The sequence below is a fragment of the Novosphingobium sp. genome (genome assembly GCF_041915465.1).
In the GTDB taxonomy this organism is placed as follows: Bacteria; Pseudomonadota; Alphaproteobacteria; order Sphingomonadales; family Sphingomonadaceae; genus Novosphingobium.
In genome coordinates this window covers 15,368-38,951 of the sequence record NZ_JAYSBK010000008.1, presented here as the reverse complement: position 1 = coordinate 38,951, position 23,584 = coordinate 15,368, and the positions used below count along the sequence as shown (strand labels likewise).

Below are 23,584 nucleotides of genomic sequence, written 5' to 3'. Positions count from 1 at the left end.
GTCAGAGCCTTTCGAGGACCGCGTCGCCGATGGCAGCCGTGCCGAAGCTACCGCCGAGGTCTCCGCCACGGATACCATCCGCCAGCGTCTTGGCAACCGCTGCCTCGATCCGGGCTGCCTGCGCTTCGAAGCCCAGACTGTGGCGCAGCAGCATCGCGGCGGACAGGATCGTCGCCATTGGATTGGCCAACCCCTTGCCCGCAATGTCGGGGGCCGAACCGTGGATCGGCTCGTAAAGGCCGCTGGTGCCTTCGGACAGCGAGGCCGAAGCAAGCAGGCCGATCGAGCCCACGCACATCGAGGCCTGATCCGAAAGAATATCGCCGAACAGGTTGCCGGTAACGATCACGTCGAACTGGCCGGGGTTGCGCACCAGCTGCATCGCCGCGTTGTCGACATACATGTGGCTGAGTTCGACATCGGGATAGTCCGCCGACACTTCGATCATCACGTCGCGCCAGAGCTGCGAGGTTTCGAGCACATTGGCCTTGTCGACCGAGCAGAGCTTGCCCTTCTCGCCCGGCTTGGCGCGGCCCTGCGCCGCCTTGAAGCCGACGTGGGCGATGCGGCGCACTTCGTCTTCGGCATAGGACATCATGTCCCAGCCCTGGCGGCGGCCATCTTCCAGCTTGCGGATGCCCTTTTCGCCGAAATAGACATCGCCGTTAAGCTCGCGCACGATGAGGAGATCGATGGCGCCGGCCACTTCGGGGCGCAGTGCGGAGAAGTCCTCCAGCCCAGCAAAGACTCGCGCGGGGCGCAAGTTGGCGAAAAAGCCCATCGCCTTGCGCAGGCCCAGGATCGCCTGTTCGGGGCGCAGCGAACGCTCAAGATTGTCGCAATCGGGATCGCCCACCGCACCGAACAGGATCGCATCGCACTCGCGGGCAATGTCCAGCGTGGCTTGCGGCAGAGGGTGGCCATGGCGCTTGTATGCCGCACCGCCGACGTCGCCTTCAATGAGCTCGAGCCCTGGCAGCGCCAGCGCTTCAAGCACGCGGACCGCTTCGCGCGTCACTTCGGGACCGATGCCGTCACCGGCGAAAACCGCAATCTTCATGGAATACCCGCTTCTAGTCTATTCGGGCCAGCCGCTCGCGCAGCATGGCGCGGGCCCCCATAACATCGCCGCGCCTTTCGGCAAGCGGATAGCGTGATAGCACGCCTGCCTGGGCGTCGAATTGCGCCAGCAAAGCGGTCATTCCTGCGTCTTCCGGCGGGATCGGCATGTTTCCATAGCCAAGCTCGCGCAGCACCAGCGCCTCGTATCGCAACAAGCCCGGCACCCAGCCGCGCGCGGAAGGGGCGTGGCAAACCGCTTCGAGCAGCGCGCAAAGCGCCGCGAACAGCGCCGGATACGGGTGGCGTTCGGGCAGCGCGGCAGCGGTCAGCGCGCAGGCCCAGCCGATCGCGGCGGCGGGCAGGGGCTCGGTCAACCAAGGGCCGCGACTGGCGACCAGTTCAAGCCGCGCAAAGGGCAGCTGACTATCGGAGCGGCTGCGCAGTTCGGCCTCAACCAAATTGCCCGGGATCAGCACCGGGCGCAGCTGGCGCCCTCGCCCGCCCGCGACATAACCTGCCACAAGTCCGTCCTCGGCGGTCAGCAGCCGAACGATTGCAGCGGTTTCGCCGTGCGGACGCGAGGCGCAGACGATGGCGGGGGCGCGCAGGTTCATCGCGGCGGTGTGGCCGCAAAGCGCGTGCAACTCAAGCGGGGGGTAGCGGGCTTACTTCTTCGCCTTGGCGGCAAGAGCGGCCTCAAGGGCGGCGATCCGCTCCTTCAGGGCATCAACCTCGTCCAGCGCCTTGGCGGCCATGTCCTTGACCACGTCGAATTCATCGCGGCTGACAAAATCGAGGCCGCCAAGCCCCTCACGCATCCGTTCGCGCGCGGCATCGCGGGCTTCGCGGCCCATCCCGGCCACGGTTCCGGCAGCGCTGTTCAGCAGTTTGGCGATATCGGCGAGCAGAGGGTTTTCGCTTTGCATGGCGACCAGATGGCCCCGTTCGCGACGCGATTCAAGAGTTCACTTGAATTCGACAGTGGCAACCGGTTCACCGCCGTCGGTGCCGTCTGCGCCGGGGTTCGCCTCAAGGAACTGCCAGTTGAGCGTGGTCGCGAACAGGCACCAGGCGAGATAGGGCAGCATCAACCAGGCTGCCAATGGACGCACCCGGAAGAACAGGATTACGGTCACGATCACCACAACATCGAGCGCAGCCAGCAGATACAGCGCAAGGCTGATCTGATGCATTGCGAAGAAGAGCGGCGACCAGGCGAGGTTGAGCAGGAACTGCGCCGCGAATACTGCCACGGCAAGCCCGCGTCCCGCAGCGCCGCGTGCGGTCACGATCATGGCCAGGGCAAGGCCCATCAGCAGATAGAGGATCGACCAGACGATCCCGAAGGTTGCCGGCGGCGGATAGAGCGACGGCTTGGTCAGGTCCATGAACCATGGGTTGCCCGCCCCGCTGCCGGAAACCGCGCCCGACAGGAACCCCAGCAAGAGCAGCAGGGGCGAAAACAGCAAGGTCCAGCGCAGCAATGCCGCGCGCAACTGGCCCGGCGATGCAAGCTCACTCATCAGGAAGCCTCGATTCGGATTTGCGAACTGCCGGATATTGGCGAGAGGCAGGCCGCGAGGCAATGCCCGAGGCGCTACCCCCCACCAACGTCTAACCCCTTTGAGCCGAAATCAGAAATTCGACATTTCCTTCCGGCCCCTTGATCGGGGATTCGACGATTCCCTCGACCGTCCAGCCGCTTGCCTCAAGCCAGCTGCGCACTTCGGCGCAGACCCGTTCGTGCAGTGCAGGATCGCGCACCACCCCGCCCTTGCCCACTTCCTCGCGCCCGACTTCGAACTGGGGCTTGATCAGGGCCAGCAGCCGGCACTGCGGCGCAGCCAGTTTCAGCGGTACTTCCAACACCTTGGAGAGCGAAATGAAACTGGCGTCGCAAACCACCCAGCTGCACGGCGCGGTGATATGCTGGGGGGTGAGGATGCGGGCGCTGGTCTGCTCCAGCACGGTCACACGCGGGTCCTGCCGCAATTTCCAGGCAAGCTGGTTGGTCCCTGAATCGACCGCGAAGACATGCGCTGCGCCCTTGGTGAGCAGCACATCGGTGAACCCGCCGGTCGAACTGCCGATGTCCATCGCGGTAACGCCACTGGGATCGAGCCCGAAATGTTCGATCGCGTGGGCCAGCTTGATCCCGCCGCGCGAAACCCACGGGTGGTCGCGTCCGCGCACGTCCAGCGGCGCATCGGCGGGCAGCGTCTGCCCCGGCTTGGCGATCCTGGTTTCGCCCGAAAAGACCACGCCCGCCAGCACCAGCGCCTGCGCGCGGGTGCGGCTTTCGGCGTGGCCGCGCTCGACCAGCAGCTGATCGACGCGGATTTTGGCGGGTTTGCTCATGGGTAACAGGCTCTTGCTGCGCGGGCCGCCTCATTCCATAGGAACAGCGTGAAAGCAATTCGTCCCAATCATCGCCCCCTGCCCATTGCCCATGCGCTTGGCGTGCTCGGCTTCCTGACCAGCTGCGCCGCGCCCCAGCAGGCTCCGGCGCCGCTGCCCGCGCCTGCCCCCGCTCCCTCGCTCATGCCCAAGCCGCAGCCCGCCCCCTTGCCTCCACCCCCGGCGGACTGGCGCGATGCGCCGCGCACGCCGGGCAATTGGAGCTGGAGCAATGCCGGGGGCAAGTCGGTTGCGACATATGGCAGCAGCCCCGCGGCTGCGCTCGTCACCTTCACCTGCGACCGCGTGCGCGGCGAAGTGCTGATTGCCCGCGCGGCGCTGGGCGGCGGGCAAGTGCCGATGGCGCTGACCTCAACCACCGGGACGCGCGCCCTGCTGAGCCAGGGCGGGCCCAACAGCGAAAGCTGGCAGGTTGCGGCGCTCAAGGCCGGCGACCCGGTGCTGGATGCCATCGCCTTTTCGCGCGGCCGGTTTGCGCTTGAAGTTGCCGGCCAGCCAACGCTGTACCTGCCAAGCTGGCCGGAGGTCGGTCGGGTAGTCCAGGATTGCCGCTGATCGGGGATTTTCCGTGCCGCCATTACAGGCCGGAAGTCCTGATACTGACGCCAAAATAAATAAGTGCAAGTCTTGTTGTGCAGTGCGGAATCGGTATTCCTGTGTGCAAGGACGGAGCGGCACAAAGCCGGTTCCGGCCTAGCCTTCGAGAGAAGGTGTCTTTGGCTCAAACAGCGCGAAAGGAGGTGACCGATGTCTCATGGTTCAGCAGGGAGGTCGGTAATCCGCAGCGCGAGGCATTATCGCTGATTGATCACGCGATAGAGGCCTCGTGAGCGGCGCTTTCCGGCCGCTGACCATGCGAAGGGCTGCTTCCGGTTAGGCCGGGGCAGCCCTTCTCATTTGGAGCCTTCCCTAACAGACGATGCGATTGAAGGCGGCGATTTCCGCTCCTGCCGAACATGGCCCTCTTGGCCTTTGGCGTGTTTGGCCCTAAAGAAACGAGTGAGCGAACGCCCGTTCGTTTATTTCATTTCGCTTGCCATTGACGTAATTTTCGTTCAATCGCCGCGTTTCGCCATGCAAAGGGACCAATCTGCCATGTCCGCCGATCTCCAGTTTACGCGCCTGCCCCATCCCGCCCCGACGGCGGCCGATGTACGCGCGGCGGTGCTGGCCGATCCCGGGTTCGGCAAGGCGTTCTCCGATTACATGGTCGTGATCGAATGGTCGGAAGAGGCCGGCTGGCACGATGCCACGCTGGCCCCCTATGGCCCGATCCCGCTCGATCCGGCGGCGGCGGTGCTGCACTATGCGCAGGAAATCTTCGAAGGGCTGAAGGCCTACCGCCTCAAGGACGGCGGCATCGCCCTGTTCCGGCCCGAGGCGAACGCCCAGCGCTTCAACGCCTCGGCCCGCCGCCTCGCCATGCCGGAAATCCCGGAAGACCTGTTCGTCGCCGCGATCAAAGAGCTGGTCGCCGCCGATGCCGACTGGTTCCCGACCGTCGAGGGCGGCTCGCTCTACCTGCGCCCGTTCATGATCGCGACCGAGGCGTTCCTCGGCGTGCGCCCGGCCAAGAGCTACAAGTTCATCGTCATCGCCAGCCCGGCGGGCAACTATTTCAAGTCGGGCGCTCCGGCGGTGTCGATCTGGGTGTCGGACTATACCCGCGCGGCCCCGGGCGGCACGGGCGCGGCCAAGTGCGGCGGCAACTATGCCGCCAGCCTCGTCCCCACCGCCGAAGCCTTTGCAAAGGGGCACGACCAGGTGCTGTTCCTCGATGCGGCCGAGCACCGCTGGATCGAGGAACTGGGCGGCATGAACCTGTTCTTCGTATTCAATGACGGCAGCCTGATCACCCCGCCGCTGACCGGCACGATCCTGCCCGGCATCACGCGCGACAGCCTGCTGGCGCTGGCGCAGGAAGAAGGCCTCAACGTGCGCGAAGAACGCTACAGCCTCGACGCCTGGCGCGAGGATGCGGCCTCGGGCAAGCTGGTCGAAGCCTTCGCTTGCGGCACGGCGGCGGTCGTCACCCCGGTCGGCAAGGTTGCCGACCACGGCGGCGAATTCGTGATCGGTTCGGGCGGCCCGGGCCAACTCACGCAAAAGCTGAAAGCCCGCCTGGTCGACATCCAGCGCGGCGAAGCCCCCGACCCGCACGGCTGGGTGATGCGGCTGGCCTGAGGCTCGCGCGCCCGGTTGTTGGGCTAGCGGGAGAAGATTGCACGAGAATTGGGCGTGGCAAACACGGCTCCAAATGAAGGCTCCCCATCCTCCAGTGTGTAGGGGAAATACACGGTTACTGCATAGCCGCTATGGTCCTCCAGCTCGGCAGCAACAGCATCAGTCATTGCACTGGTGGATGGTGGCGTGACACGAACATCATAAATAAGGGCTGTAGTGCAGTATTTGCCCTCTGCAGCACCCTGTCGCAGGCCACTTGCAAGTAGTTCAATCAACTCATTCGACGGTGGTCGCTCAGATTCAACATAAGCTGCGATCGACAATACCTGTCCCTCACGATCAAATGCACGGGCAAACGGGAAAAACTCACCATACTGCACAAGCAATTGCTCCGCGAATGGCATTGCCTCGTTCAAGAGTCTTTCCGCTTCAGATTTTCCATCGGGCATAAGTGTGAATCGCTTCTGATACTGACAGCGCCCCGGTGAATTGCGCGGGACAGTCGCTATGAGCTTAACGCTCCCTAGCGCCCCACATTCCCCCGCGCCGCTGCAAATTCGCTGCCCGGCTTCCACAGCGGCCAGCGGTTCGAATTGGCGAGGTCTTGCCCGATCCCCGCGACCAGTTCGATATCTTGCACCGCGCCGTCCAGGTTCCAGCCCGCATCCCAGGCATCGCAGGCCTGGTGATAGCAGCGCCCGGTATAGTCATCGATCCACGCCTGCCCCGCAGGCCGCCCACCCACTTCAAGGTCCGATGCGCCCGCAAGGCTCATCATCAGCAGCACCGGCACGCCGCGCCGTGCGAAGGGGAAATGGTCGGCGCGGAAGAACAGGCCGCGTTCGGGCAGGTTTTCCTGCGTGACGTAGCGGCCCTGCTGGCCCGCGAAGGCGGCAAGTTCGTCTTCCATGGTCGATTGGCCCTTGCCGATCAGCACCACGTCGCGCGCGCGGCCTGCAGTTTGCAGCACATCGATGGTAAGGTTGGCGACGGTCTTGTCCATCGGATAGACCGGGTTCTGCGCATAGTATTCCGAGCCGAGCAGCCCGCGTTCCTCGGCCGTCCAGAACGCGAAGACCACGCTGCGCTTTGGCGGCTGCGCCACAAAGCGCCGCGCCACTTCGAACACGCCAGCCACGCCCAGCGCATCGTCGTTGGCCCCGGCGCGGTAGATCCGGCCCTGCGCATCGGGCGCGCCCTGGCCATAGGCATCCCAGTGCGCGCCGAACATCACCACTTCATCCGGCCGCTCGGTGCCGGGCACCTTGCCCAGCACGTTGTGGCTGGTGACGACCTGGTGCGCGGACGGAATCGCCACCGCAAGGGTGACGCCCTTCAGCGCCACCGGTTTGAACTTCGCCGATCGGGCCGCCACGCGCAGCTTGCCAAGGTCCAGCCCTGCGGCGCTGAACAGGTGGTCAGACATGTCGTGCGACAGCCAGCCCTGCAGCGCGAGGCTGGTCTGCGAACCGTCCTTGGCGACCAGGCCGTAATTCTCGCCGCCCGGGCTGATGACCACGTTCCAGCCATAGCCCGCGCCGTCGGTATCGTGGACGATCAGCGCCGCCACCGCCCCGCGCCGTGCGGCTTCCTCGAACTTGTAGGTCCAGCGCCCGTAATAGGTCATCGCCTTGCCGCCGAACTTGCCCGCGACCTTTTCCTTGGGTGCGGCGGCGAAATCGGGGTCGTTGATCAGGAACACGGCGACCTTGCCTTTAAGGTCCTGCCCCTTGAAATCGTCCCACTGCCGCTCGGGCGCGGTAACGCCATAGCCGACGAAGACCAGCGGCGCGTCGGCAACGCGCACCACATCGTAATTGCGCAGGGTAGAGAGGTAGACGTCGGTCCCCGGCTTCAGCGGAATTTCGCCCTGCGGCGTGGTCAGCGCCAGCCGCTCCGGCGCACCCAGCCGCGTGTGGAGCAGCGGCACTTCCTGCACCCAGCGGCCGTTCGGCCCGCCCGGCTGGAGCCCCATTTCCTGGAACCGGCCGATCAGGTAACTGACCGTGCGGTCTTCCCCAACGGTTCCTGGCGCGCGGCCTTCGAACCAATCCTGCGTCATTACGCGAACCGTCGAGGTGATCCGCGCCGGATCGATCGGAAACGGGGCGGTCGAAGCCGTGGCGGCAACGGAAAACAGCGCGGTCAGCGCGGCGAACAACGAAATCTTGCGAACCATGGGGGCGTTCCTAACAGGTTGACCGTCCATCGCAACGCTGTTGCCGGACAGAATTTGTTTCGCCAAACTTGCCCCTTGCGAAGCGCTCGCAAGCGGCGCAATTAGTATATGTTGCATACAAAATCTCGACGAGAGGATACACCGATGGCCGATGCTGAATACACCCCGCCCGCAGTCTGGGTTTGGGACACCACCAACGGCGGCCCTTTTGCCAGCATCAACCGCCCCACCGCCGGCGCGCAGCAGGAAAAGGAGCTGCCCGTCGGCAAGCATCCCTTCCAGCTCTATTCGCTGGGCACGCCCAACGGCCAGAAGGTAACGATCATGCTCGAAGAGCTGCTCGCCGCGGGCCATACCGGCGCCGAATACGACGCGTGGCTGATCAACATCGGCCAGGGCGATCAGTTCGGTTCGGGCTTTGTCGAGCTTAACCCCAACAGCAAGATTCCCGCGATGTGCGACCGTTCGGGTGACAAGCCGATGCGCCTGTTCGAAAGCGGCGCGATGCTTCTGCACCTGGCCGACAAGTTCAAGGCCTTCATCCCGCAGGACCTGGCCGGGCGGACCGAGACGATCTGCTGGCTGATGTGGCAGATGGGCAGCGCCCCGTTCATCGGCGGCGGCTATGGCCACTTCTACCACTATGCCCCGGTCAAGATCGAATATGCGATCAACCGCTATGCGATGGAAACCAAGCGCCTGTTCAGCGTGGCCGACAACCAGCTGAAAACGACGCGCTTCCTGGCGGGCGACGAATATACCATCGCCGACATCGCCGCCTTCACCTGGCTCGGCAATCTCTATACCGGCGAAGCCTATGGGAGCACCCGCGAATTCCTGCAGATGCAGGAATATGAAGCGGTTGGCCGCTGGGTGGAAGAAATCGGCGCGCGTCCGGCGGTGAAGCGCGGGCGGCTGGTCAACACCGGCAAGGGCCTGCCCGAACGCCACGACGCCAGCGATTTCGACAAGGTCGATCCCGCGCTGCTCTGATTGCACAATTTAGGTCGGGGGCGGGCTATCCGCCCCCTTCCCTTCCCCTCAAGTCCTGCTATGAGCCGCCCGTCTGCTGGGGCGTCGCCAAGTGGTAAGGCACCGGTTTTTGGTACCGGCATTCGCAGGTTCGAATCCTGCCGCCCCAGCCAACCGAATTCTCATGATTCGGTTATGGTACAGTGATTTACGGGCAACTCCTGGCAAAAATCAGTTAGACTCGGTTTGCCCGCGTTGGGCCGAGTTTGACCTGTATTGTGCCACGATTTGTGTCGTGATTTCACTGCTCCGGAGACCGTCCGGAGCAAGACACATGCCGAAGAAGCCATTGTTTTCACCTGCAAATATTGATTCCCTTCGGAAGGGATCGTTGGCCGATCCTGTGTCACCCGGACTGGTCGTCGAAGTCATGCCGCGAAAGGGAAGAAAACGCTGGAAGTTACGGAGAAGAATACCAAAAACGTCTGTGATCGTGACGATGCGGAGCGGATTCTACCCCAACGTCACAATCGCCGATGCCCGCGAGTGGGCGGAAAAAATCAATGAACTGATTGACGCCGGCATCGATCCTCGAGTGGCCCTGCGCGAGGAAAAGCGCCGCGACATCATGACCGTGTCCAAAGCCCACGAGCTCTATATGGTGGCAGTGAGAGAAGGCAGATCCTCTCGCGCTAAGCGGCCCAACAAGCCCAGAACCATCAAAGACAAGGGCGATATTTTTGAACTCGATATCAAGCCAGTGCTTGGCATGCGGTGCGTTTACGATGTTACCGAGCGCGACCTGATCAACCTGGTCGAAAGGAAGGGTAAGACGGCCAAGATCCGGGCAAATCGCCTCGCTGCTGAACTCAAGGTATTCTTCGGCTGGGCCGCTTCGCTACGCGGACTTGCTGTTGGATTGGAGTCTGATCCATCGCGCCGACTTGGTGATCTGCGTTTTCCGGAAAGTCCGCGATCGAGGATGCTCAGCCTGCAGGAGATCGAATGGTTCCTCGTGGCACTGGTCGAGGAACCTAAGCACTTTCAGAGGGGCATGCTGCTATGGCTGCTCACAGCTGCCCGGATCTCGGAAGTAGCCAATGCGCGCACCGACGAAATTGATGACGGAATCTGGACTATTCCCAGCGAGCGCTCCAAGAACTCCACCGCTCATCGGATCGCGCTCGGGCCATGGGGGCTCTCGCTGATGGCAAGTGAGTCCGAATGGGTCTTCCCAGGCGATAAGATCCAGGGACCGCGCAATCGTTCGGTCTGGTACAAGGCCAGAGACCGGGTCCACGCCCGGATGGTCGACGCTTCGGGCCAGCAAATCGAGCGATTTACGCCGCACGATTTTCGCAGAACGGCCCGTTCAAATACGAGGCGACTGAACGTGGGCTTCGACACTGCAGAAGCGATGCTCAATCACGTCAAGAAGGGATTGGAGCGCACTTATGACCTCTACGAAATGGAGGACCAAAAGCGCGCCTGGTTCAAACTTTGGGAGGACGAGATTATAAGAATCGCACGAGAGGCAGGGGTCGCCGACGCATTGGGTGCACCGCAGCCTTCCGCCGGAAATCAGGACCAATCCGTAGTTCGTCCCGTATCTCCAAAAACTGCTCAGGCTGGGGCCGATACCCGCATCGGGTTTATTGAAGCAGGGAGCGTCCCGTCCTTTACCTGCACTGCTTCTAAAATCAGAATCTCGGTGAATTCAGAGTGGCCGGTCATGGTGCAGTCGATCAATCGGGCACCCGGCCAGCCGCACAAACGGGACGAATTCATCGATATCGATAACGTGTAACCAAACTGCCTGATCGCCTGGCTCTGACCAATGCTGAGGACTTCGCCCTGCGCTCAAAGCTGGTCGGCGACCGCAAGTCCGGCTCGTGCCGGACGTCAAGTGGCGGGCCGCACACATAATGCTGAAAGGCGCGAAATGGCGTTCAATCGGGTGTGACGTGATGTCGTGGACAACCTCCGCGGCGCAAGAACATTCGGCATTGGTGACCTCGGTCGAGTGCATCCACGTCAGGTGGCGCAAGGGAACTAAGGGATGCCTGTCCGCGCGCCTTGCCGCCCTTCGTGTACGTATTGCCGTCGAAGCGCTCCAGCGGGTCGGGTTCGCAGGAGCCCAGCCTGCCAGCAATGGCAATATGACGAGCCATTCTTGAATATTAGTCACGGCAGCACCCCTTACCGGGGCTTCGCTGCGAGGGCCCACTGGGCAAAATGGCGGTGGCACTGCGGCCATAGTCGCGCGAGCCGCCCAAACGCTTCACAGCAACAAATTCGCCCTTGTCGCTCGCGCCGATCGGAGCTCTCAACCTACCGATAGCCGCCAAATTGCAATTGTGATTATCACAAACAGAATCAGGCCGGACAGGCCTACTTTGATGGCTTCTTCTCTCGCAAAGCGACTGCTGGAGCGGAAGCGATGTTCACCGCACCAACAATTCCTGTCAGTTATAGACCAGCCGTTGTATTCAGGCGGAAAGCGCCGGCAGATCCCAACGCGTTCATCATCAGGCTGGACATCCCAGTACATGCAGCTGCGACAATCGCGTCCGGTAGGTCTCACTCACACCCCACAGTTTAATTCCGTCGTCGCGCCAGCCCGATACGGACAAACTAAGCGTTCGCGCCCTTACCGCTAACTTTGCCAACGTGTCGAGCAATACCGGCCAGATCTCTCAATAATTGCCCACCCGAATTTGCACTTCAGCCTCGGTCGTTTAATCTCTTCAGCTGAAATTTACTGATAGGCTCTACGCCAATGGCATGACTTGGCTTGCCACTCTTGTTCCGTCAATTTTCGTTGTCATTGCACTGACGCTGGTCGAAATTCGGGCCGGAAAGGATGGCGGCGACTGGAAGATTAACCTTCAAAACTGGGCGATCAATCTTGCAGCTGGCGTAACAGTATACCGATTGTTCCCGGTCTGGAATGGGCCGTCCCTAATTGATGGAAGCGCACTCCCGATCTGGCTAGCTGTACCCATATATATTGTGGCTCAGGATCTCGGTGAATACCTTTTTCACCGTGCACAACACGCAGTCCCGTTCCTTTGGGCGATGCATTCCCTGCATCACTCGGACCCGAACATGTCAGCCCTGACTTCAACGCGACATTTTTGGGGCGATCGACTTATAAAGTCATTCACCGTTTGGCCGCTAGCCTATCTGGTGATCTCTCCGACAACGGCTGCGCTTGCGACCTATTTCGGATTGAGCCTCTGGCATTTTCTTGTCCACTCCAACCTCAAGTTGGATTTTGGCAGATGGACCTGGCTGCTTAACGGTCCCGCCTATCACCGGATCCACCATTCACGCCTGCCAGAGCACTTTAACTGTAACTTTGCCTCGTTGCTCCCCATATTCGACGTGCTGGCTGGTAGTTACCGCAATCCAGACTGCACCCCGGTTACTGGATTGCAGCAACAGCCGAAAAACGCGCTGCAATTGCTGGCTTGGCCACTCGTTTCTTGGCGCTTTGAAAGAGGAGCAATGGAAGCGTGTGCGACTCTCGCTCAGGAAAGAGATTGCAATACAGCCAATGATCCGGCCCCATTTGAGCTGGACACCCACAGACGGTTGCAGGCTGATCCGCGATGAACTCGCGGGGTGAACGCATTTTTAGCCCTGCCTGCGGATCAGCGCGCGCAGGCGCTCAATCAGTCCACTTGCAGGCACCATTTCGCTCTGCCAGGCAGAACCAAGCACAATGTCGACCGGCAGCCCGAGCGCATCGACTACCGCGTGTACCCTGGTGACGAACCCGCTGCGCGAGCGACCAAGAACCTGGGCTTGAATGCCGCTTGCTGCTCTTTACTCTCGTCCGTGCGGCCAAGGTCGGGGCGCGGATCATGGCGGCATCGATCGCCAGCCATTCCATGCCGGGATCGTCAGTTACTGGCGCAAAAATGCGGTCGATCACCCCTTGCTCGCCCCAGCAGTCGTAACGCCGATGAACCGCCCGACAGGATCCGAGGCTCTCGGGCAGATCGCGCCAGCCTCCACCCGAACGCGCCATCCGCAGCGAGGTATCCGAGAAACCGCCGCTCGGTGCTGCGCGGAACACGCCTGCCATTTCGGCCGTCAGGCACAAGTTCTTACAGCCGCTCACCTCGATCGTCCCGAGGACCCTCGCCCGAGACACCAACCTCCAAAAGCAAGTGCTGAATCAGAAGATCGGCCCACCGGGATCCCTAAATGGTTACTACGGCGCAGCGCGCTGACTGCCTTGACCGGCTTACCCGATCAAACCGTCGGGGAATGGCCATGGCGAATCAAGTTCGGCGATCCGCGCCAGCCGCAGCAGCACATCGTCGCGGTGACGCCGCGCGGTCACCTGCAGGCCGACCGGCAGGCCAGCAGAAGTGAAGCCTGCGGGAATCGATATCGACGGATTCCAGCAGGCATTGGCCAGCATCCCAAATGGCTCGGCTCCCGTCTCCGATGCGTCGCGCCCATCGACCACGCTGGGGACCAGCTCATTCGCGCCGTAGGGAGCACACGAGGTGGCGGGAGAGAGCAGCAGGTCGGTCTGCGTGAACAATTCCGCCACCTGACGCTCCAACAGATAGACCTGCTCCCACGATTGCTTGACGTCGATCTCATCGCGCCGGGCGCGGATCTTGGTCAGCAGGCTCTGCACCGGGGCGGACAGCATGTCGAAGCCGTCCGGCAGGATACCATCGCGCACGAAGTCCGCCTCCAGGTTGCTGCCCATGATCGCGCCGAAGTGGCGGTAGATGTTGACCGGACGGAAGGGCACCTTCCGCTCCTCCAGCTGGGCGGCGCGGATCAGGCGATTGGCGGCCTCGCGGCATATTTCGATTATTTCCGGCTCGACCGGGGCATAGCCGTAGTCCGGTGTCCAGACGGCACGTAGACCGGATACGTCCAGCGTCTCGATGCTCTCCTCGAACAAGCCAGGGAAAGCGGGCAGCGATTGCCGGTCGCCGTCGTGCGGTCCACCCGCGACATCGAGATGCCGCGCCGCGTCGGCAGCCGTGCGGACCAGCGCGCCGTGGACCGACCAGTTGGCGAACCCGTTCATCTTGGGAATGCGGCCGTGGCTAGGCTTCAACCCGATAATCCCGGTGAAGGCAGCGGGCTCTCGGATCGAGCCGCCGGCGTCGGTGCCGGTCGCCAGCGGGACCATGCCCGCCGCCACGGCTGCAGAAGAGCCCCCGCTGCTGCCGCCGGGCGTCGTGTCGAGGTTCCATGGATTGCGGGTAATGCCCCACAGCCTCGAAGTGGTGGCCGAATCCATGCCGAATTCGGAGCATGCGGTCGTGCCGACGATCACCGCGCCGGCTGCGCGAAGTCGGGCGACATGACGCGAATCCTCCTTTTCCGGAGGAGCATCTCGCAAGAACCAGCTGCCCTGGGTCATCCTGAAGCCCTTGCAGGCCTCCATGTCCTTGACCCCGATTGGCACCCCTGCGAGCGGGCCAGGATCCTGCCCTGCGGCGACTTGTCGGTCGATTGCCTCGGCGGCCTGCATTGCTCCTTCGGCATCCAGCATCACGAAGGCGTTTACCGCGGGGTTCATACGCTCGATCGCATCGAGCGAAGCGCGCACGCGCCGCGCCGCCTTGAGCTGCCCATTGCGGATCAGATCCGCGGATTCCACGACAGTCTGCATATTCGTCACCTTGCCAGATTTATACATTTCAGGGCGGCGCGGGCCTGACAAGCCCATCGGCTCGAGCGAACCCGGCACCGCGACGAAACTTGCGAAACCAGTGTGAGCATTGTTGACATCAATCGATTCGCCGTTCAACATCCAAAATGATCAGCGATCACATTAAACGAATTGCTGACACGCAGGACTGGAACTGGTCTAGGCAAGGAGGAATGGATGAGGTCGAAGCGTAAAATCCGGTCGTCGCTGCTCATGGCAGTGGCTGTGATGGCATATGTGGATTGCGCGCCTGCTCTGGCGCAGGACGCCGCTCCGGCAGAAGGTGCCAGCAATGGCAATTCCGCCGCGATCGTCGTCACCGCCCGCCGCCGTGCGGAGGTGCTGACCGAGGTGCCGGCCACCGTCAGCGTGGTCGATGGCGCCATGCTGCGCGATCAGGGCATCTCGAACATCCGCGAAATCGTCGGACTGGTGCCCAACGCGGTTATCCAGGATTCGGCCAACGGTCTCAACACCTTCATCAACATCCGCGGCATGCAGCTGGTTAACACTCAGGCCGAGCCCAATGTCGGCGTCTACCGCAACGGCCTTTACGCCGGCGGTCACCGGCAGAGCCTCGGGGCCCAGGTCGATATCGAACGGATCGAAGTGCTGCGCGGCCCGCAGGGCGGCTTCTATGGCCGCAGCTCGCTGGGCGGCACGGTAGACCTGATCGCCACCATGCCCAAGGCTGAATTCGGCGGCTATGTCCGCGCCTCTTATGGCAGCTATCACCGCAGCGAGTTTGAAGGCGCGATCAACGTTCCGCTGTCTGACAACGTCGCCGTGCGCCTGACCGGCTGGCACTTCAACCAGACCCGCGCCGAGATGAAAAACGAGACGCTGGAGGAATACATCGGCAGGATGACCGACAAGGGCATCCGCGGCACGCTGAAGGCAAACCTGACGCCAGATTTCACCATCCAGGCCTTGGCCGAGTACCAGGAATACGACGGGCCCTCGCTGATTTCCTTCGCACCGAACGGGATCACTGGGAACGGCTTGACCTTCCAGCCCTCCAAACACGAAACCTATTCCTCGGTGTTCCGCGACACGACCTCGGTTTCGGCCAAGTCGAACGCCTACTTCTTTCTCAAGGCGGAATACGATCCGGGCTTTGCAACCTTCGCGCTCAACGGCAGCTACCGCGAATACCGCTTCAACGCGACCTATGACCTTGACCAGACAGACCTTGGTCCACCGTACAATGTCAAGGGCGTGGCCTCGCCGCGCGACAAGGTGGAGGACACTTATGTCGAGGCGCTGATCACCTCGAACCAGGACGGTGCGTTCACCTGGATGCTGGGCGCTTCCTACTTCAAGGAGGACTACGCCTATGACGTGCACAGCGACTACATCTTGAACGTCGATGCAGTCACCGGCTTGCCGCTGGGTCTGGGCGTCCAGACGGTGCCGGTCGGAAGCCCCAAGCCCGGGACGACAATCCGCACAGATTCGCGCTCGGTATTTGCCACGGCAGCCTATGACATCACCGATCAGCTCACGCTCAGCGGCGGCCTGCGCTACAACTCGGACCGCAAGCAGCTGACCTTCCTGTCTGGCATCGAGCCGATCGCCAACCCGACCCTGGCGTATGTCGCCAACGCGGCATTCTCGTCCACTTTCCCGACCTATAATCTGAACTCGGAAAAGACGTTCAACTTCACCTCGCCCACAGTGACGCTGCGCTACATGCCCAGCAAGGACCTGAACTTCTACTTCACCTATGGCACCGGGTTCCGACCCGGCGCGTTCAACCTGACGCCGGTGTCGGCCGAAACGATCCCATATGATGAGGAAACCGCCAAGAACTTCGAGGTCGGCTTCCGCGCCAATCTGATGGACGGCAAGCTGGCGATCAACGGCGCTTTGTTCTACATGCCGCAGAACAACGTGCTGGTTACCCAGTCGACCCCGCTAGCCCAGTCGTATTACGCCAATGTCGGCTCCAGCAAGACCAAGGGTCTGGAACTTGAAATCCTGGCGCGGCCGACCTCGTGGCTGAGTGGCGGCGTCTCGCTGGGTCTGCTCAACGCGCGCTTCGACAAGGCGACTGTCAATGCCGGGCGACCCAATGCCTTCGTGCTTGACGACAAGCTCCTGCCCTACACTCGGCGCGGCTCGATCAACGCAATGTTCAATGTCGATGCACCAATGACGGACAGTCTGGACTTCGTCGCCAGCGGCGTGTTCCGGTTTGAATGGGGTGGCGTGCTGGGCGACTATGTTGGCGTCAGCGAGCCCTATCCGGCCTACAACAAGATCGACCTGCAGGCCGGGCTGCAGCTGCAGAATAAGACCCGCCTGACGGTAGGTGTGAAGAACCTGCTCGATGAGCATGTGCCGCAGTTCTACTTCTACAACGGCGCGCAGACGGTCACCCCCGGGCGGACCTTTAGCATTGACCTGAGCCATCGGTTCTAACCGGCGGCTCGGCAGACAAGTTCGGAGAAGCATTGATGTTGGCTCTTGATGGCAAGGTGGCGCTAGTGACGGCGGCGGGACAGGGGATCGGGCGAGCCATCGCTGAAACCTTCGCCGCGGCCGGGGCACAGGTCATCGCGGCCGACATCAATGCCGATGCACTGGACAGCCTCGAGGGGGTGGAACGTCTGCGGCTCGATGCGACCGATCCGCAGGCGATTGCCGCCGCTGCCCGTGCCCATGGCGATATCGGCATCCTGGTTAACGCAGTGGGCTTCGTCCACGCCGGTACGATTCTCGATTGCGAAATTGCGGACTGGGACGCCTCGATCCGGATCAACGTCACCTCGATGTACCACACGGTGCGCGCCTTTCTGCCCGCCATGCTGGACAGGGGTACGGGCGTGATCCTTAACATTTCCTCGGTCGCCAGCTCGATCAAGGGAGTGCCCAACCGGTTCGCCTATTCCGCCACCAAGGCGGCGGTGAATGGCCTGACCAAGTCGATCGCGGCCGATTTTGTCAGCCGGGGCATCCGCTGCAACGCGATCTGCCCAGGCACGGTCGAATCTCCTTCGCTTCAGGACCGGCTACGCGCGACCGGCAATTACGAACAGGCGCTGGCTGATTTCCGCGCCCGCCAGCCGATGGGCCGGTTGGGGCGCCCGGAAGAGATCGCGGCGATGGCCCGCTATCTTGCCAGCGACGAGGCCGCCTTTACCACGGGGCAGACTTACATAATCGATGGCGGCTGGGCGAACTGAGCTACGCCGGCCCCAAGGAAGGATACCTCGAGTGAAGTTCTTTCGTCATGGCCCGGCAGGGTCGGAAAAGCCCGGTGTGCTGGATGGCCAGGGGGCCATGCGCGACCTGTCCGGTCATATTGCCGATATCGACGCCGCGCGCCTGGCGCGCGGGCCCGACCTCGGCCTCGGCCTGCTCGACCTGCAGTCCCTGCCCGAAGTTGCGGCGGGTGCGCGCATCGGCCCCTGTGTCGGCGGGATCAGCAAGTTCGTCTGTATCGGATTGAACTATTACGACCATGCGGCGGAAACGGGCCAGGAGGTTCCGCCGGAGCCCGTGGTGTTCCTGAAAGCCACCAGCGCGATCTGCGGGCCCGACGACAATGTCGAAAAGCCGCGCGGCTCGACCAAGCTCGACTGGGAGGTCGAACTCGGCCTCGTCATCGGCAAGCGCGCGAAGTACGTCAGCGAAGCCGAGGCGATGGACCACCTGTTTGGTTACTGCGTGATCAACGACGTTTCGGAGCGCCAATTCCAGAATGAGCGCTATGGCACCTGGGACAAGGGCAAAGGCTGCGACACCTTCGGCCCGATCGGCCCCTGGCTGGTGACCCGCGACGAGGTGGCCGACCCGTGCCAGCTCCACATGTGGCTGGAGGTCAACGGCAAGCGGTTCCAGAACGGTTCGACCGCAACCATGGTTTACAAGCCGGCTTTCTTGATCAGCTATGTCTCGCAGTTCATGACCCTACTGCCCGGAGACGTGATTTCCACCGGCACCCCCCCGGGCGTTGGCCTGGGTCAGAAGCCGCCGGTGTTCCTCGAGGTGGGCGATCGGATCGAACTGGGGATCGAGGGCCTCGGCACCCAGCGCCAGCTTGTCGTCGCCGCGGCTTGAGGCAGCGCAGCAATGGACGGACGGATCCCAGGGAGCGAAACTTGACCAGTCCGGACAATAGCACCCAGCGGCCGCTTTCCGGAACAGAACTGCTCGCCTTCGGCTTCCCAGCGATGAGCCACGCGCTGGTCGCCGGGGCGGTCTATACCGTGCTGCCGACCCATTATGCCGCCAACACCGCGATTACGCTCGCGCAGATCGGCACGGTTGCCGGTCTCAGCCGAATCATCGACGCGCTGAATGACCCGCTGATGGGCTTCCTGTCCGACCGGACGCGCAGCCGCTTCGGCAGCCGCAAGCCATGGATCGCTGCAGCGATCCTGTTCTGCGTGGCGGCCGTGTTTCAGCTTTTTTCGCCGCCCAAGACTGCAACCTGGGTCTATTTCCTCATCTGGTCGCAGGTGCTCTACACCGGCTTCACTATGTTCGAGGTACCACGCTCTGCCTGGGGCGCGGAGATCAGCCGAGACTACAACGAACGCGCGAAAATCGGCATGTACGTCGGCGGCTTCAACATCGCCGGCGCGCTCTCCTTCTATCTAGTCCCGATTGCCATGGGGATGCTCGGCGGCAGCTCGGAAATCACCGGCGAAACGCTGCGCCTCATCGCCTGGATCTATGCCATAGTCATGCCGATCGGCATCCTCGCCTGCCTGAAGATCGTGCCGCAGGGACGCAAGGTGGATCACAAGCAGACCACTCTGCGCGATGTCGGCAAGACAATCCTGCGATCCCTGCCCGCGCGGCGGTTGTTTGCCATCGTCTCGCTGTGGGGCGTCGGCCAGGGCGCATTTGTCGGTTGCGCGTTCATTTTCTACAGCGGCTACATGGGGCTTGGCAAATCCTTCGCCATGATCATGGGTCTGCTGTTCCTGATCCAGGTCCTGGCCCTGCCGGTCTGGTCTCGGATCCTTCCTCGGTTCGACCGGCACCGCGTCTGGGCTTTTTGCATCGGCAGCAGCGCGATGCTTGCCCCGCTGCTGCTGCTGCTGCCACGCGGCGAGGCCGCCCTGCCCTATTTGCTACCGCTGGTGGTGGTTCAGGCGTTCCTGATGGCACCGCCGAACTTTCTGCCCGGTGCGGTGCTGGGCGACGTGATTGACTATGACACGTTGAAAAGCGGCACCAACAAGGCCGGCAACCTGTTCGCTGTGCAGATGGTGCTGATCAAGGTGACCATGGCGCTGGGCGGAGCGGTCGCGTTCAATCTGCTGCAATTGGTAGGTTACAAGGTCGGCCACCCGAACACCGATTTCGCCAACAACGGACTGCTTGCAGTGTTCATTGGCATTCCACTGGTGTTCCACGGGGCCATGGCGTTGCTCGCTTGGAACTTCCCGCTGGGGCGCAAGCGGCACGGCATCATCAGCCGACGGCTGCAATCGCGCCGCGTACCCCTGGCAGAACCCGCACTGGAATAAGCCAGTTCAGCCTGCAGTCGCGACATCATCGGGCGGGCTGCATTCTGCCCGTCGGCAAAGGAGCAGGCGAGGCGCGGACGTCCGCTGCGCGCAGGCGTGCGCACGTGCGGTTAATCCGGGCTTGCACGGCCATGGTTGGCATGCTTGAGGCATGAGGGAGGGGATTTTCCGGTTCGGCGCGAGTCGGATGCCCTAAGAGGCATGTCTTTAGCAGCACGGCAGGTAAGCTCGAAATCATGAAGGCCGCCAAATCCGCGAACGCGGGCACGCCGAGCGCGCCGCACGAGCCCTATCACAAGGGCAACGTGCCCGAACGACTGATGCAGGCTGCTGAGCGCATCCTTGAGACGGAAACGGTCGAAGATATTACCGCCCGGCGCCTGTGCCGCGAGGTCGGTGTGACATCCGCGAATTTCTACAATCACTACCCCAGCCTCGATTACCTGCTGCTCGAAATTGCAGCCAAGGGCTTCGCAACGCGCGCCGGGGTGATGAAGAAAATCCTGAAAAGCGATCTGCCACTTGAGGACAAGATCGTGAAATGCGCGGTCCGGACAGTCGACCTCAGCCTCAAGCACCCGCAACTGTTCCGCCTGATGTACGGCTACATCAAGAACCGCAACCAGAACGAAAACTACGAGCAGCAGGCAGACCGATCGCTCGCGATCCTGACGCACATCGTCTATGGCGAAGACATCTATCGCCCGGATGATATCGTCTGGTCGCATGAGAACTGCCAGAAGGCCTATGCCATCCTCGCGTTTATCTATGGCTTGGCCGTTTCGATCTCCAACAACATGATTTCCAACCCGTTCGGTACGCGCAAGGCCATGCTGGAACTGGTCGAGGACCTGACCCGCACCTACCTCAAGGGCCTATCTTAAGGTCTCGCGCTGAGTGGCCTCGTCCTTCGGGTAATCGTCGAGCTCAACCTGCCCCCCCTGCGCCGACCGTCTGAACGCGCTCGGCCGCGCCTGTCTGCGCCTGCCGGCGCGGCAGGGACTTTGCGGGATTGACCTGACCGACTCGATATGTACAGTGATCACATTATCCGACGTGATTGTCCCGGCGTGTGCTGGTAGAGGAGAGGACAGGATGTTTCCCGATCAGGCTTCCAAATCGAGCAAGTTGTTCGAACGCGCGTGCAAGGTCATGCCGGGCGGAAACTCGCGACACACTGTCTATTTCCCGCCCTACCCGGTCTACGCTGCCCGGGCCGAAGGTGCGCGGGTGACCGATGTCGATGGTGTCACCCGGCTTGACTTCATCAACAACTATTCCTCGCTGATCCACGGCCACTGCCATCCGGAAGTGACCGCTGCGATCGCCAGCCAGGCGAGCAAGCTTACCGCCATCTCGCTGCCCACCGAGGCGGAGATCGAACTCGCCGAGATTATCTGCGAGCGCATGCCCTCGGTGGAGCAGATCCGCTTTGCCAATTCCGGTACTGAAGGCGTAATGATGGCGATCAAGACCGCCCGCGCCTATACCGGCCGGCGGATCATCGCCAAGATCGAGGGCGCCTATCACGGCAGCGACGACACCGCTGCCGTCAGCACCTATCCGCCCCCGCAGCTGCTAGCCGATCCGGCCGAGGGCAAGGGCATTCCCGAAACCGGCACCGGCCCGGGCACCGCGGCAGACGTCATCACCCTGCAGATGAACGACGTAGAAGGCGGGCGCATGCTGCTGCGCAAACACGGCGCGGAACTGGCGGGTGTGCTGATCGATCCGCTGGTCAAGAACCTGGCCTACCAGCCGGCCAGCATTGAATTCCTGACCATGCTGCGCGAAGAGACGCGCGCGCTGGACGCCATGCTGATCTTCGACGAGGTCTACAGCCTGCGCCTGGGCTACGGCGGCGCACAGGATACTCTGGGAATCCGCGCCGACATCACCGCAATGGGCAAGATTATCGGCGGTGGCCTGCCGGTGGGCGCAGTTGGCGGTTCGGCTGAAGTGATGACCGCGGTGTTCGATTCCCGCAAGGGCAAGGCCCGTATGACCCACGGCGGCACTTACAACGCCAATCCGCTGACCATGGCCGCAGGTGCGGTAGCCATGCGGCTGTTTGATCGCGAAGCCTTTGACCGGCTGAGCGCGCTTGGCGACCGACTGCGCGCCGGTCTCAACAAGGTAATTGCCGCCACCGGGGCACAGGCACAGGTGCGGGGCACTGCATCGATCACCGGGCTGTTCCACGCCGAGGGTATGGGCGAGACCTATCGCGAACTCGGCCGCGTGCGCATGGCCAATCCGGACATGGGCCAGCGCGCGGAACTGTTCTTCCACCACATGCTCAACAACGGTGTACTGATGGGCGCGCCCGGCTTCTTCGTGCTGTCGACTGCCCTGACCGAGGCGGACATCGACCATGTCGTCAACCAAGCCTACGAGGCATTCAAGCTGATCGGGAAGCAGGCAGCATGAGGCAGGAATATCGCCAGACACCTTCCGGGAAGATCCGCGCCCGCGGCGCCGGCGTACCCTTCGTCGGCACGCCGGGTCCCTACAATGCGATCACTGATGTCGCCGGGGTCCAGGTAGGCTACCAGACCCTGATCCGCGGCGATGGTCCGCTCGTCGTGGGGCAAGGTCCGGTGCGCACCGGGGTGACGGCGATCTTCCCGCGCGGGCGCGGCAATCCCGAAGGCGGGGCCTATGCTGGCTACTTCAGCATGAGCGGCAACGGCGAGATGAGCGGCGCGGCCTTTATCGAAGAGCGTGGGCGGTTCGACGGGCCGATCACCATCACAAACACCCATTCCTGCGGCCTGGCCCGCGATGTCACGGCGCGCTGGCTATTCGAGCAGCATCAGGATTCGGCCAAGACCGACCAGCCATTCTACCTGCCGGTGTCCGCCGAGACCCATGACGGACCGCTCAACGACATCAACGGGCATCACGTGAAGCCGGACGACGTAATCGCCTCCTTCGACGACGCCCGCAGCGGCTGGATCGAGGAAGGCAGCGTCGGCGGCGGTACAGGGATGCGCTGCTTCGAGTTCAAGGGGGGGTCGGGCACGGCCTCTCGCGTGGTCGATTATGACGGGTGCGACTACACCGTCGGAGCCTTCGTCCAGTCGAACTTCGGCAAACGCCACCTGCTCAAGATCGCTGGGGTGCCGGTGGGACTGGAGCTGCCGATCGTCGATTTTTCGCCGCCCGAATATGGCTCGATCATTGGCGTCGTAGCAACCGACGCGCCGATGGCCCCGCACCAACTGCGTCGGATCGCGCGCCGCGCGGCCTATGGCATTTCGGCGACGGGCGGGATCGCCTCCAACGAATCCGGCGACCTGTTCCTCGCCTTCTCCACCGCCAACGAAGCCGCCGTGCTGCAGCACGAAGGACTGGTGACAACTGAATTTCTCGGCGAAGCGGCGATGAGCCGGTTCTACGAAGCCACCATCCAGGCAGTCGAGGAAGCAATCATGAACTCCATGTTCGCCAACCAGACCATGACCGGCATTAACGGCTTTACTGTCCGCGCCCTGCCGATCGACAAGGTCCAGGACATCCTGCGCCGGTACAACCGACTGGTCGAGGTCGACTGACCGCGTCGGTCCGGGGGCGGCCCAGGCCTGA

Annotated in this window: 21 protein-coding genes and 1 tRNA gene; 13 read left to right on the top strand and 9 right to left on the bottom strand. The window is 62.5% G+C overall.

What is annotated here, in order from left to right; translation table 11 throughout:
* Nucleotide 1 precedes the first annotated feature (1 nt).
* The 5 genes from leuB to ACE3SN_RS03040 form a co-directional block, all read right to left on the bottom strand.
* Nucleotides 2-1,060 carry a 3-isopropylmalate dehydrogenase gene (gene leuB, locus ACE3SN_RS03060; protein ID WP_374527351.1) on the bottom strand — a complete coding sequence of 353 codons (1,059 nt, stop codon included), beginning with the start codon at nt 1,058-1,060 and terminating at the stop codon, nt 2-4.
* 13 nt (nt 1,061-1,073) lie between these two features.
* Nucleotides 1,074-1,676: a DNA repair protein RecO gene (locus ACE3SN_RS03055; RefSeq protein WP_374527350.1), complete on the bottom strand. Its 603-nt coding sequence runs from the start codon at nt 1,674-1,676 to the stop codon at nt 1,074-1,076.
* Between the two features lie 51 nt (nt 1,677-1,727).
* Nucleotides 1,728-1,988 (bottom strand): accessory factor UbiK family protein, encoded by a 261-nt coding sequence (locus ACE3SN_RS03050; protein WP_374527348.1) that lies wholly within the window; start codon nt 1,986-1,988, stop codon nt 1,728-1,730.
* Nucleotides 1,989-2,027: 39 nt separating this feature from the next.
* A complete protein-coding gene (locus ACE3SN_RS03045; RefSeq protein WP_374527346.1) occupies nt 2,028-2,585 on the bottom strand; it encodes a TspO/MBR family protein in 558 nt (185 codons plus the stop codon).
* Between the two features lie 91 nt (nt 2,586-2,676).
* Nucleotides 2,677-3,420, bottom strand: a complete 744-nt coding sequence (locus tag ACE3SN_RS03040; protein ID WP_374527344.1) for a TlyA family RNA methyltransferase — start codon at nt 3,418-3,420, stop codon at nt 2,677-2,679.
* A 48-nt stretch (nt 3,421-3,468) separates the two neighbouring features.
* Between ACE3SN_RS03040 and ACE3SN_RS03035 the strand changes: the two genes are divergently transcribed.
* Both ACE3SN_RS03035 and ACE3SN_RS03030 read left to right on the top strand, forming a co-directional pair.
* The gene (locus ACE3SN_RS03035) at nt 3,469-4,035 is read left to right on the top strand and encodes a hypothetical protein (protein WP_374527342.1); all 567 of its coding nucleotides are present in this window, start codon (nt 3,469-3,471) and stop codon (nt 4,033-4,035) included.
* A 540-nt stretch (nt 4,036-4,575) separates the two neighbouring features.
* Nucleotides 4,576-5,664: a branched-chain amino acid aminotransferase gene (locus tag ACE3SN_RS03030; RefSeq protein WP_374527340.1), complete on the top strand. Its 1,089-nt coding sequence runs from the start codon at nt 4,576-4,578 to the stop codon at nt 5,662-5,664.
* A gap of 23 nt (nt 5,665-5,687) precedes the next feature.
* Here ACE3SN_RS03030 and ACE3SN_RS03025 read toward each other — a convergent pair whose 3' ends face one another.
* On the bottom strand, nt 5,688-6,080 hold the full coding sequence (locus ACE3SN_RS03025; RefSeq protein ID WP_374527338.1) for a hypothetical protein: 393 nt from the start codon (nt 6,078-6,080) through the stop codon (nt 5,688-5,690).
* A 107-nt stretch (nt 6,081-6,187) separates the two neighbouring features.
* On the bottom strand, nt 6,188-7,843 hold the full coding sequence (locus ACE3SN_RS03020; RefSeq protein WP_374527336.1) for a M28 family metallopeptidase: 1,656 nt from the start codon (nt 7,841-7,843) through the stop codon (nt 6,188-6,190).
* A gap of 144 nt (nt 7,844-7,987) precedes the next feature.
* Between ACE3SN_RS03020 and yghU the strand changes: the two genes are divergently transcribed.
* The 4 genes from yghU (at nt 7,988) to ACE3SN_RS03000 (ending at nt 12,433) form a co-directional block, all read left to right on the top strand.
* A complete protein-coding gene (gene yghU, locus ACE3SN_RS03015; RefSeq protein WP_374527334.1) occupies nt 7,988-8,836 on the top strand; it encodes a glutathione-dependent disulfide-bond oxidoreductase in 849 nt (282 codons plus the stop codon).
* A 77-nt stretch (nt 8,837-8,913) separates the two neighbouring features.
* Nucleotides 8,914-8,988 (top strand) — tRNA-Gln (locus ACE3SN_RS03010).
* 161 nt (nt 8,989-9,149) lie between these two features.
* A complete protein-coding gene (locus ACE3SN_RS03005; RefSeq protein ID WP_374527333.1) occupies nt 9,150-10,622 on the top strand; it encodes a tyrosine-type recombinase/integrase in 1,473 nt (490 codons plus the stop codon).
* A 977-nt stretch (nt 10,623-11,599) separates the two neighbouring features.
* Nucleotides 11,600-12,433, top strand: coding sequence for a sterol desaturase family protein (locus tag ACE3SN_RS03000; protein ID WP_374527330.1), 834 nt, complete (start codon nt 11,600-11,602; stop codon nt 12,431-12,433).
* A 55-nt stretch (nt 12,434-12,488) separates the two neighbouring features.
* Here ACE3SN_RS03000 and ACE3SN_RS02995 read toward each other — a convergent pair whose 3' ends face one another.
* Together ACE3SN_RS02995 and ACE3SN_RS02990 are read right to left on the bottom strand one after the other, a co-directional pair.
* Nucleotides 12,489-12,851 carry a transposase gene (locus ACE3SN_RS02995; RefSeq protein ID WP_374527383.1) on the bottom strand — a complete coding sequence of 121 codons (363 nt, stop codon included), beginning with the start codon at nt 12,849-12,851 and terminating at the stop codon, nt 12,489-12,491.
* A gap of 219 nt (nt 12,852-13,070) precedes the next feature.
* A complete protein-coding gene (locus tag ACE3SN_RS02990) occupies nt 13,071-14,471 on the bottom strand; it encodes an amidase (RefSeq protein WP_374527328.1) in 1,401 nt (466 codons plus the stop codon).
* 267 nt (nt 14,472-14,738) lie between these two features.
* Here ACE3SN_RS02990 and ACE3SN_RS02985 point away from each other — a divergent pair, with 267 nt between their 5' ends.
* From ACE3SN_RS02985 to ACE3SN_RS02955, 7 genes are all read left to right on the top strand, one after another.
* Nucleotides 14,739-16,934: a TonB-dependent receptor gene (locus tag ACE3SN_RS02985; protein ID WP_374527326.1), complete on the top strand. Its 2,196-nt coding sequence runs from the start codon at nt 14,739-14,741 to the stop codon at nt 16,932-16,934.
* Nucleotides 16,935-16,969: 35 nt separating this feature from the next.
* Nucleotides 16,970-17,698 (top strand): SDR family oxidoreductase, encoded by a 729-nt coding sequence (locus ACE3SN_RS02980; protein ID WP_374527324.1) that lies wholly within the window; start codon nt 16,970-16,972, stop codon nt 17,696-17,698.
* A 31-nt stretch (nt 17,699-17,729) separates the two neighbouring features.
* Nucleotides 17,730-18,575, top strand: coding sequence for a fumarylacetoacetate hydrolase family protein (locus ACE3SN_RS02975; protein WP_374527322.1), 846 nt, complete (start codon nt 17,730-17,732; stop codon nt 18,573-18,575).
* A 41-nt stretch (nt 18,576-18,616) separates the two neighbouring features.
* Complete coding sequence (locus ACE3SN_RS02970) at nt 18,617-19,996, top strand: MFS transporter (protein WP_374527320.1); 1,380 nt, start codon at nt 18,617-18,619, stop codon at nt 19,994-19,996.
* 236 nt (nt 19,997-20,232) lie between these two features.
* Nucleotides 20,233-20,880, top strand: coding sequence for a TetR/AcrR family transcriptional regulator (locus tag ACE3SN_RS02965; RefSeq protein WP_374527318.1), 648 nt, complete (start codon nt 20,233-20,235; stop codon nt 20,878-20,880).
* 211 nt (nt 20,881-21,091) lie between these two features.
* A complete protein-coding gene (locus ACE3SN_RS02960) occupies nt 21,092-22,426 on the top strand; it encodes an aspartate aminotransferase family protein (protein ID WP_374527316.1) in 1,335 nt (444 codons plus the stop codon).
* Entirely contained in the window at nt 22,423-23,553 is a 1,131-nt protein-coding gene (locus ACE3SN_RS02955; protein ID WP_374527314.1) for a P1 family peptidase, read from the top strand. The genes ACE3SN_RS02960 and ACE3SN_RS02955 overlap by 4 nt, the downstream gene beginning before the upstream one ends.
* Nucleotides 23,554-23,584: the final 31 nt, after the last annotated feature.

Excerpts from the sequence above, each read along its gene's own strand:
- leuB (WP_374527351.1), bottom strand. The coding sequence starts at position 1,060 with ATGAAGATTGCGGTTTTCGCCGGTGACGGCATCGGTCCCGAAGTGACG.
- ACE3SN_RS03055 (WP_374527350.1), bottom strand. The coding sequence starts at position 1,676 with ATGAACCTGCGCGCCCCCGCCATCGTCTGCGCCTCGCGTCCGCACGGC.
- ACE3SN_RS03050 (WP_374527348.1), bottom strand. The coding sequence starts at position 1,988 with ATGCAAAGCGAAAACCCTCTGCTCGCCGATATCGCCAAACTGCTGAAC.
- ACE3SN_RS03045 (WP_374527346.1), bottom strand. The coding sequence starts at position 2,585 with ATGAGTGAGCTTGCATCGCCGGGCCAGTTGCGCGCGGCATTGCTGCGC.
- ACE3SN_RS03040 (WP_374527344.1), bottom strand. The coding sequence starts at position 3,420 with ATGAGCAAACCCGCCAAAATCCGCGTCGATCAGCTGCTGGTCGAGCGC.
- ACE3SN_RS03030 (WP_374527340.1), top strand. The coding sequence starts at position 4,576 with ATGTCCGCCGATCTCCAGTTTACGCGCCTGCCCCATCCCGCCCCGACG.
- ACE3SN_RS03020 (WP_374527336.1), bottom strand. The coding sequence starts at position 7,843 with ATGGTTCGCAAGATTTCGTTGTTCGCCGCGCTGACCGCGCTGTTTTCC.
- yghU (WP_374527334.1), top strand. The coding sequence starts at position 7,988 with ATGGCCGATGCTGAATACACCCCGCCCGCAGTCTGGGTTTGGGACACC.
- ACE3SN_RS03005 (WP_374527333.1), top strand. The coding sequence starts at position 9,150 with ATGCCGAAGAAGCCATTGTTTTCACCTGCAAATATTGATTCCCTTCGG.
- ACE3SN_RS03000 (WP_374527330.1), top strand. The coding sequence starts at position 11,600 with ATGACTTGGCTTGCCACTCTTGTTCCGTCAATTTTCGTTGTCATTGCA.
- ACE3SN_RS02995 (WP_374527383.1), bottom strand. The coding sequence starts at position 12,851 with ATGGCGCGTTCGGGTGGAGGCTGGCGCGATCTGCCCGAGAGCCTCGGA.
- ACE3SN_RS02990 (WP_374527328.1), bottom strand. The coding sequence starts at position 14,471 with ATGCAGACTGTCGTGGAATCCGCGGATCTGATCCGCAATGGGCAGCTC.
- ACE3SN_RS02985 (WP_374527326.1), top strand. The coding sequence starts at position 14,739 with ATGGCATATGTGGATTGCGCGCCTGCTCTGGCGCAGGACGCCGCTCCG.
- ACE3SN_RS02980 (WP_374527324.1), top strand. The coding sequence starts at position 16,970 with ATGTTGGCTCTTGATGGCAAGGTGGCGCTAGTGACGGCGGCGGGACAG.
- ACE3SN_RS02965 (WP_374527318.1), top strand. The coding sequence starts at position 20,233 with ATGAAGGCCGCCAAATCCGCGAACGCGGGCACGCCGAGCGCGCCGCAC.
- ACE3SN_RS02960 (WP_374527316.1), top strand. The coding sequence starts at position 21,092 with ATGTTTCCCGATCAGGCTTCCAAATCGAGCAAGTTGTTCGAACGCGCG.
- ACE3SN_RS02955 (WP_374527314.1), top strand. The coding sequence starts at position 22,423 with ATGAGGCAGGAATATCGCCAGACACCTTCCGGGAAGATCCGCGCCCGC.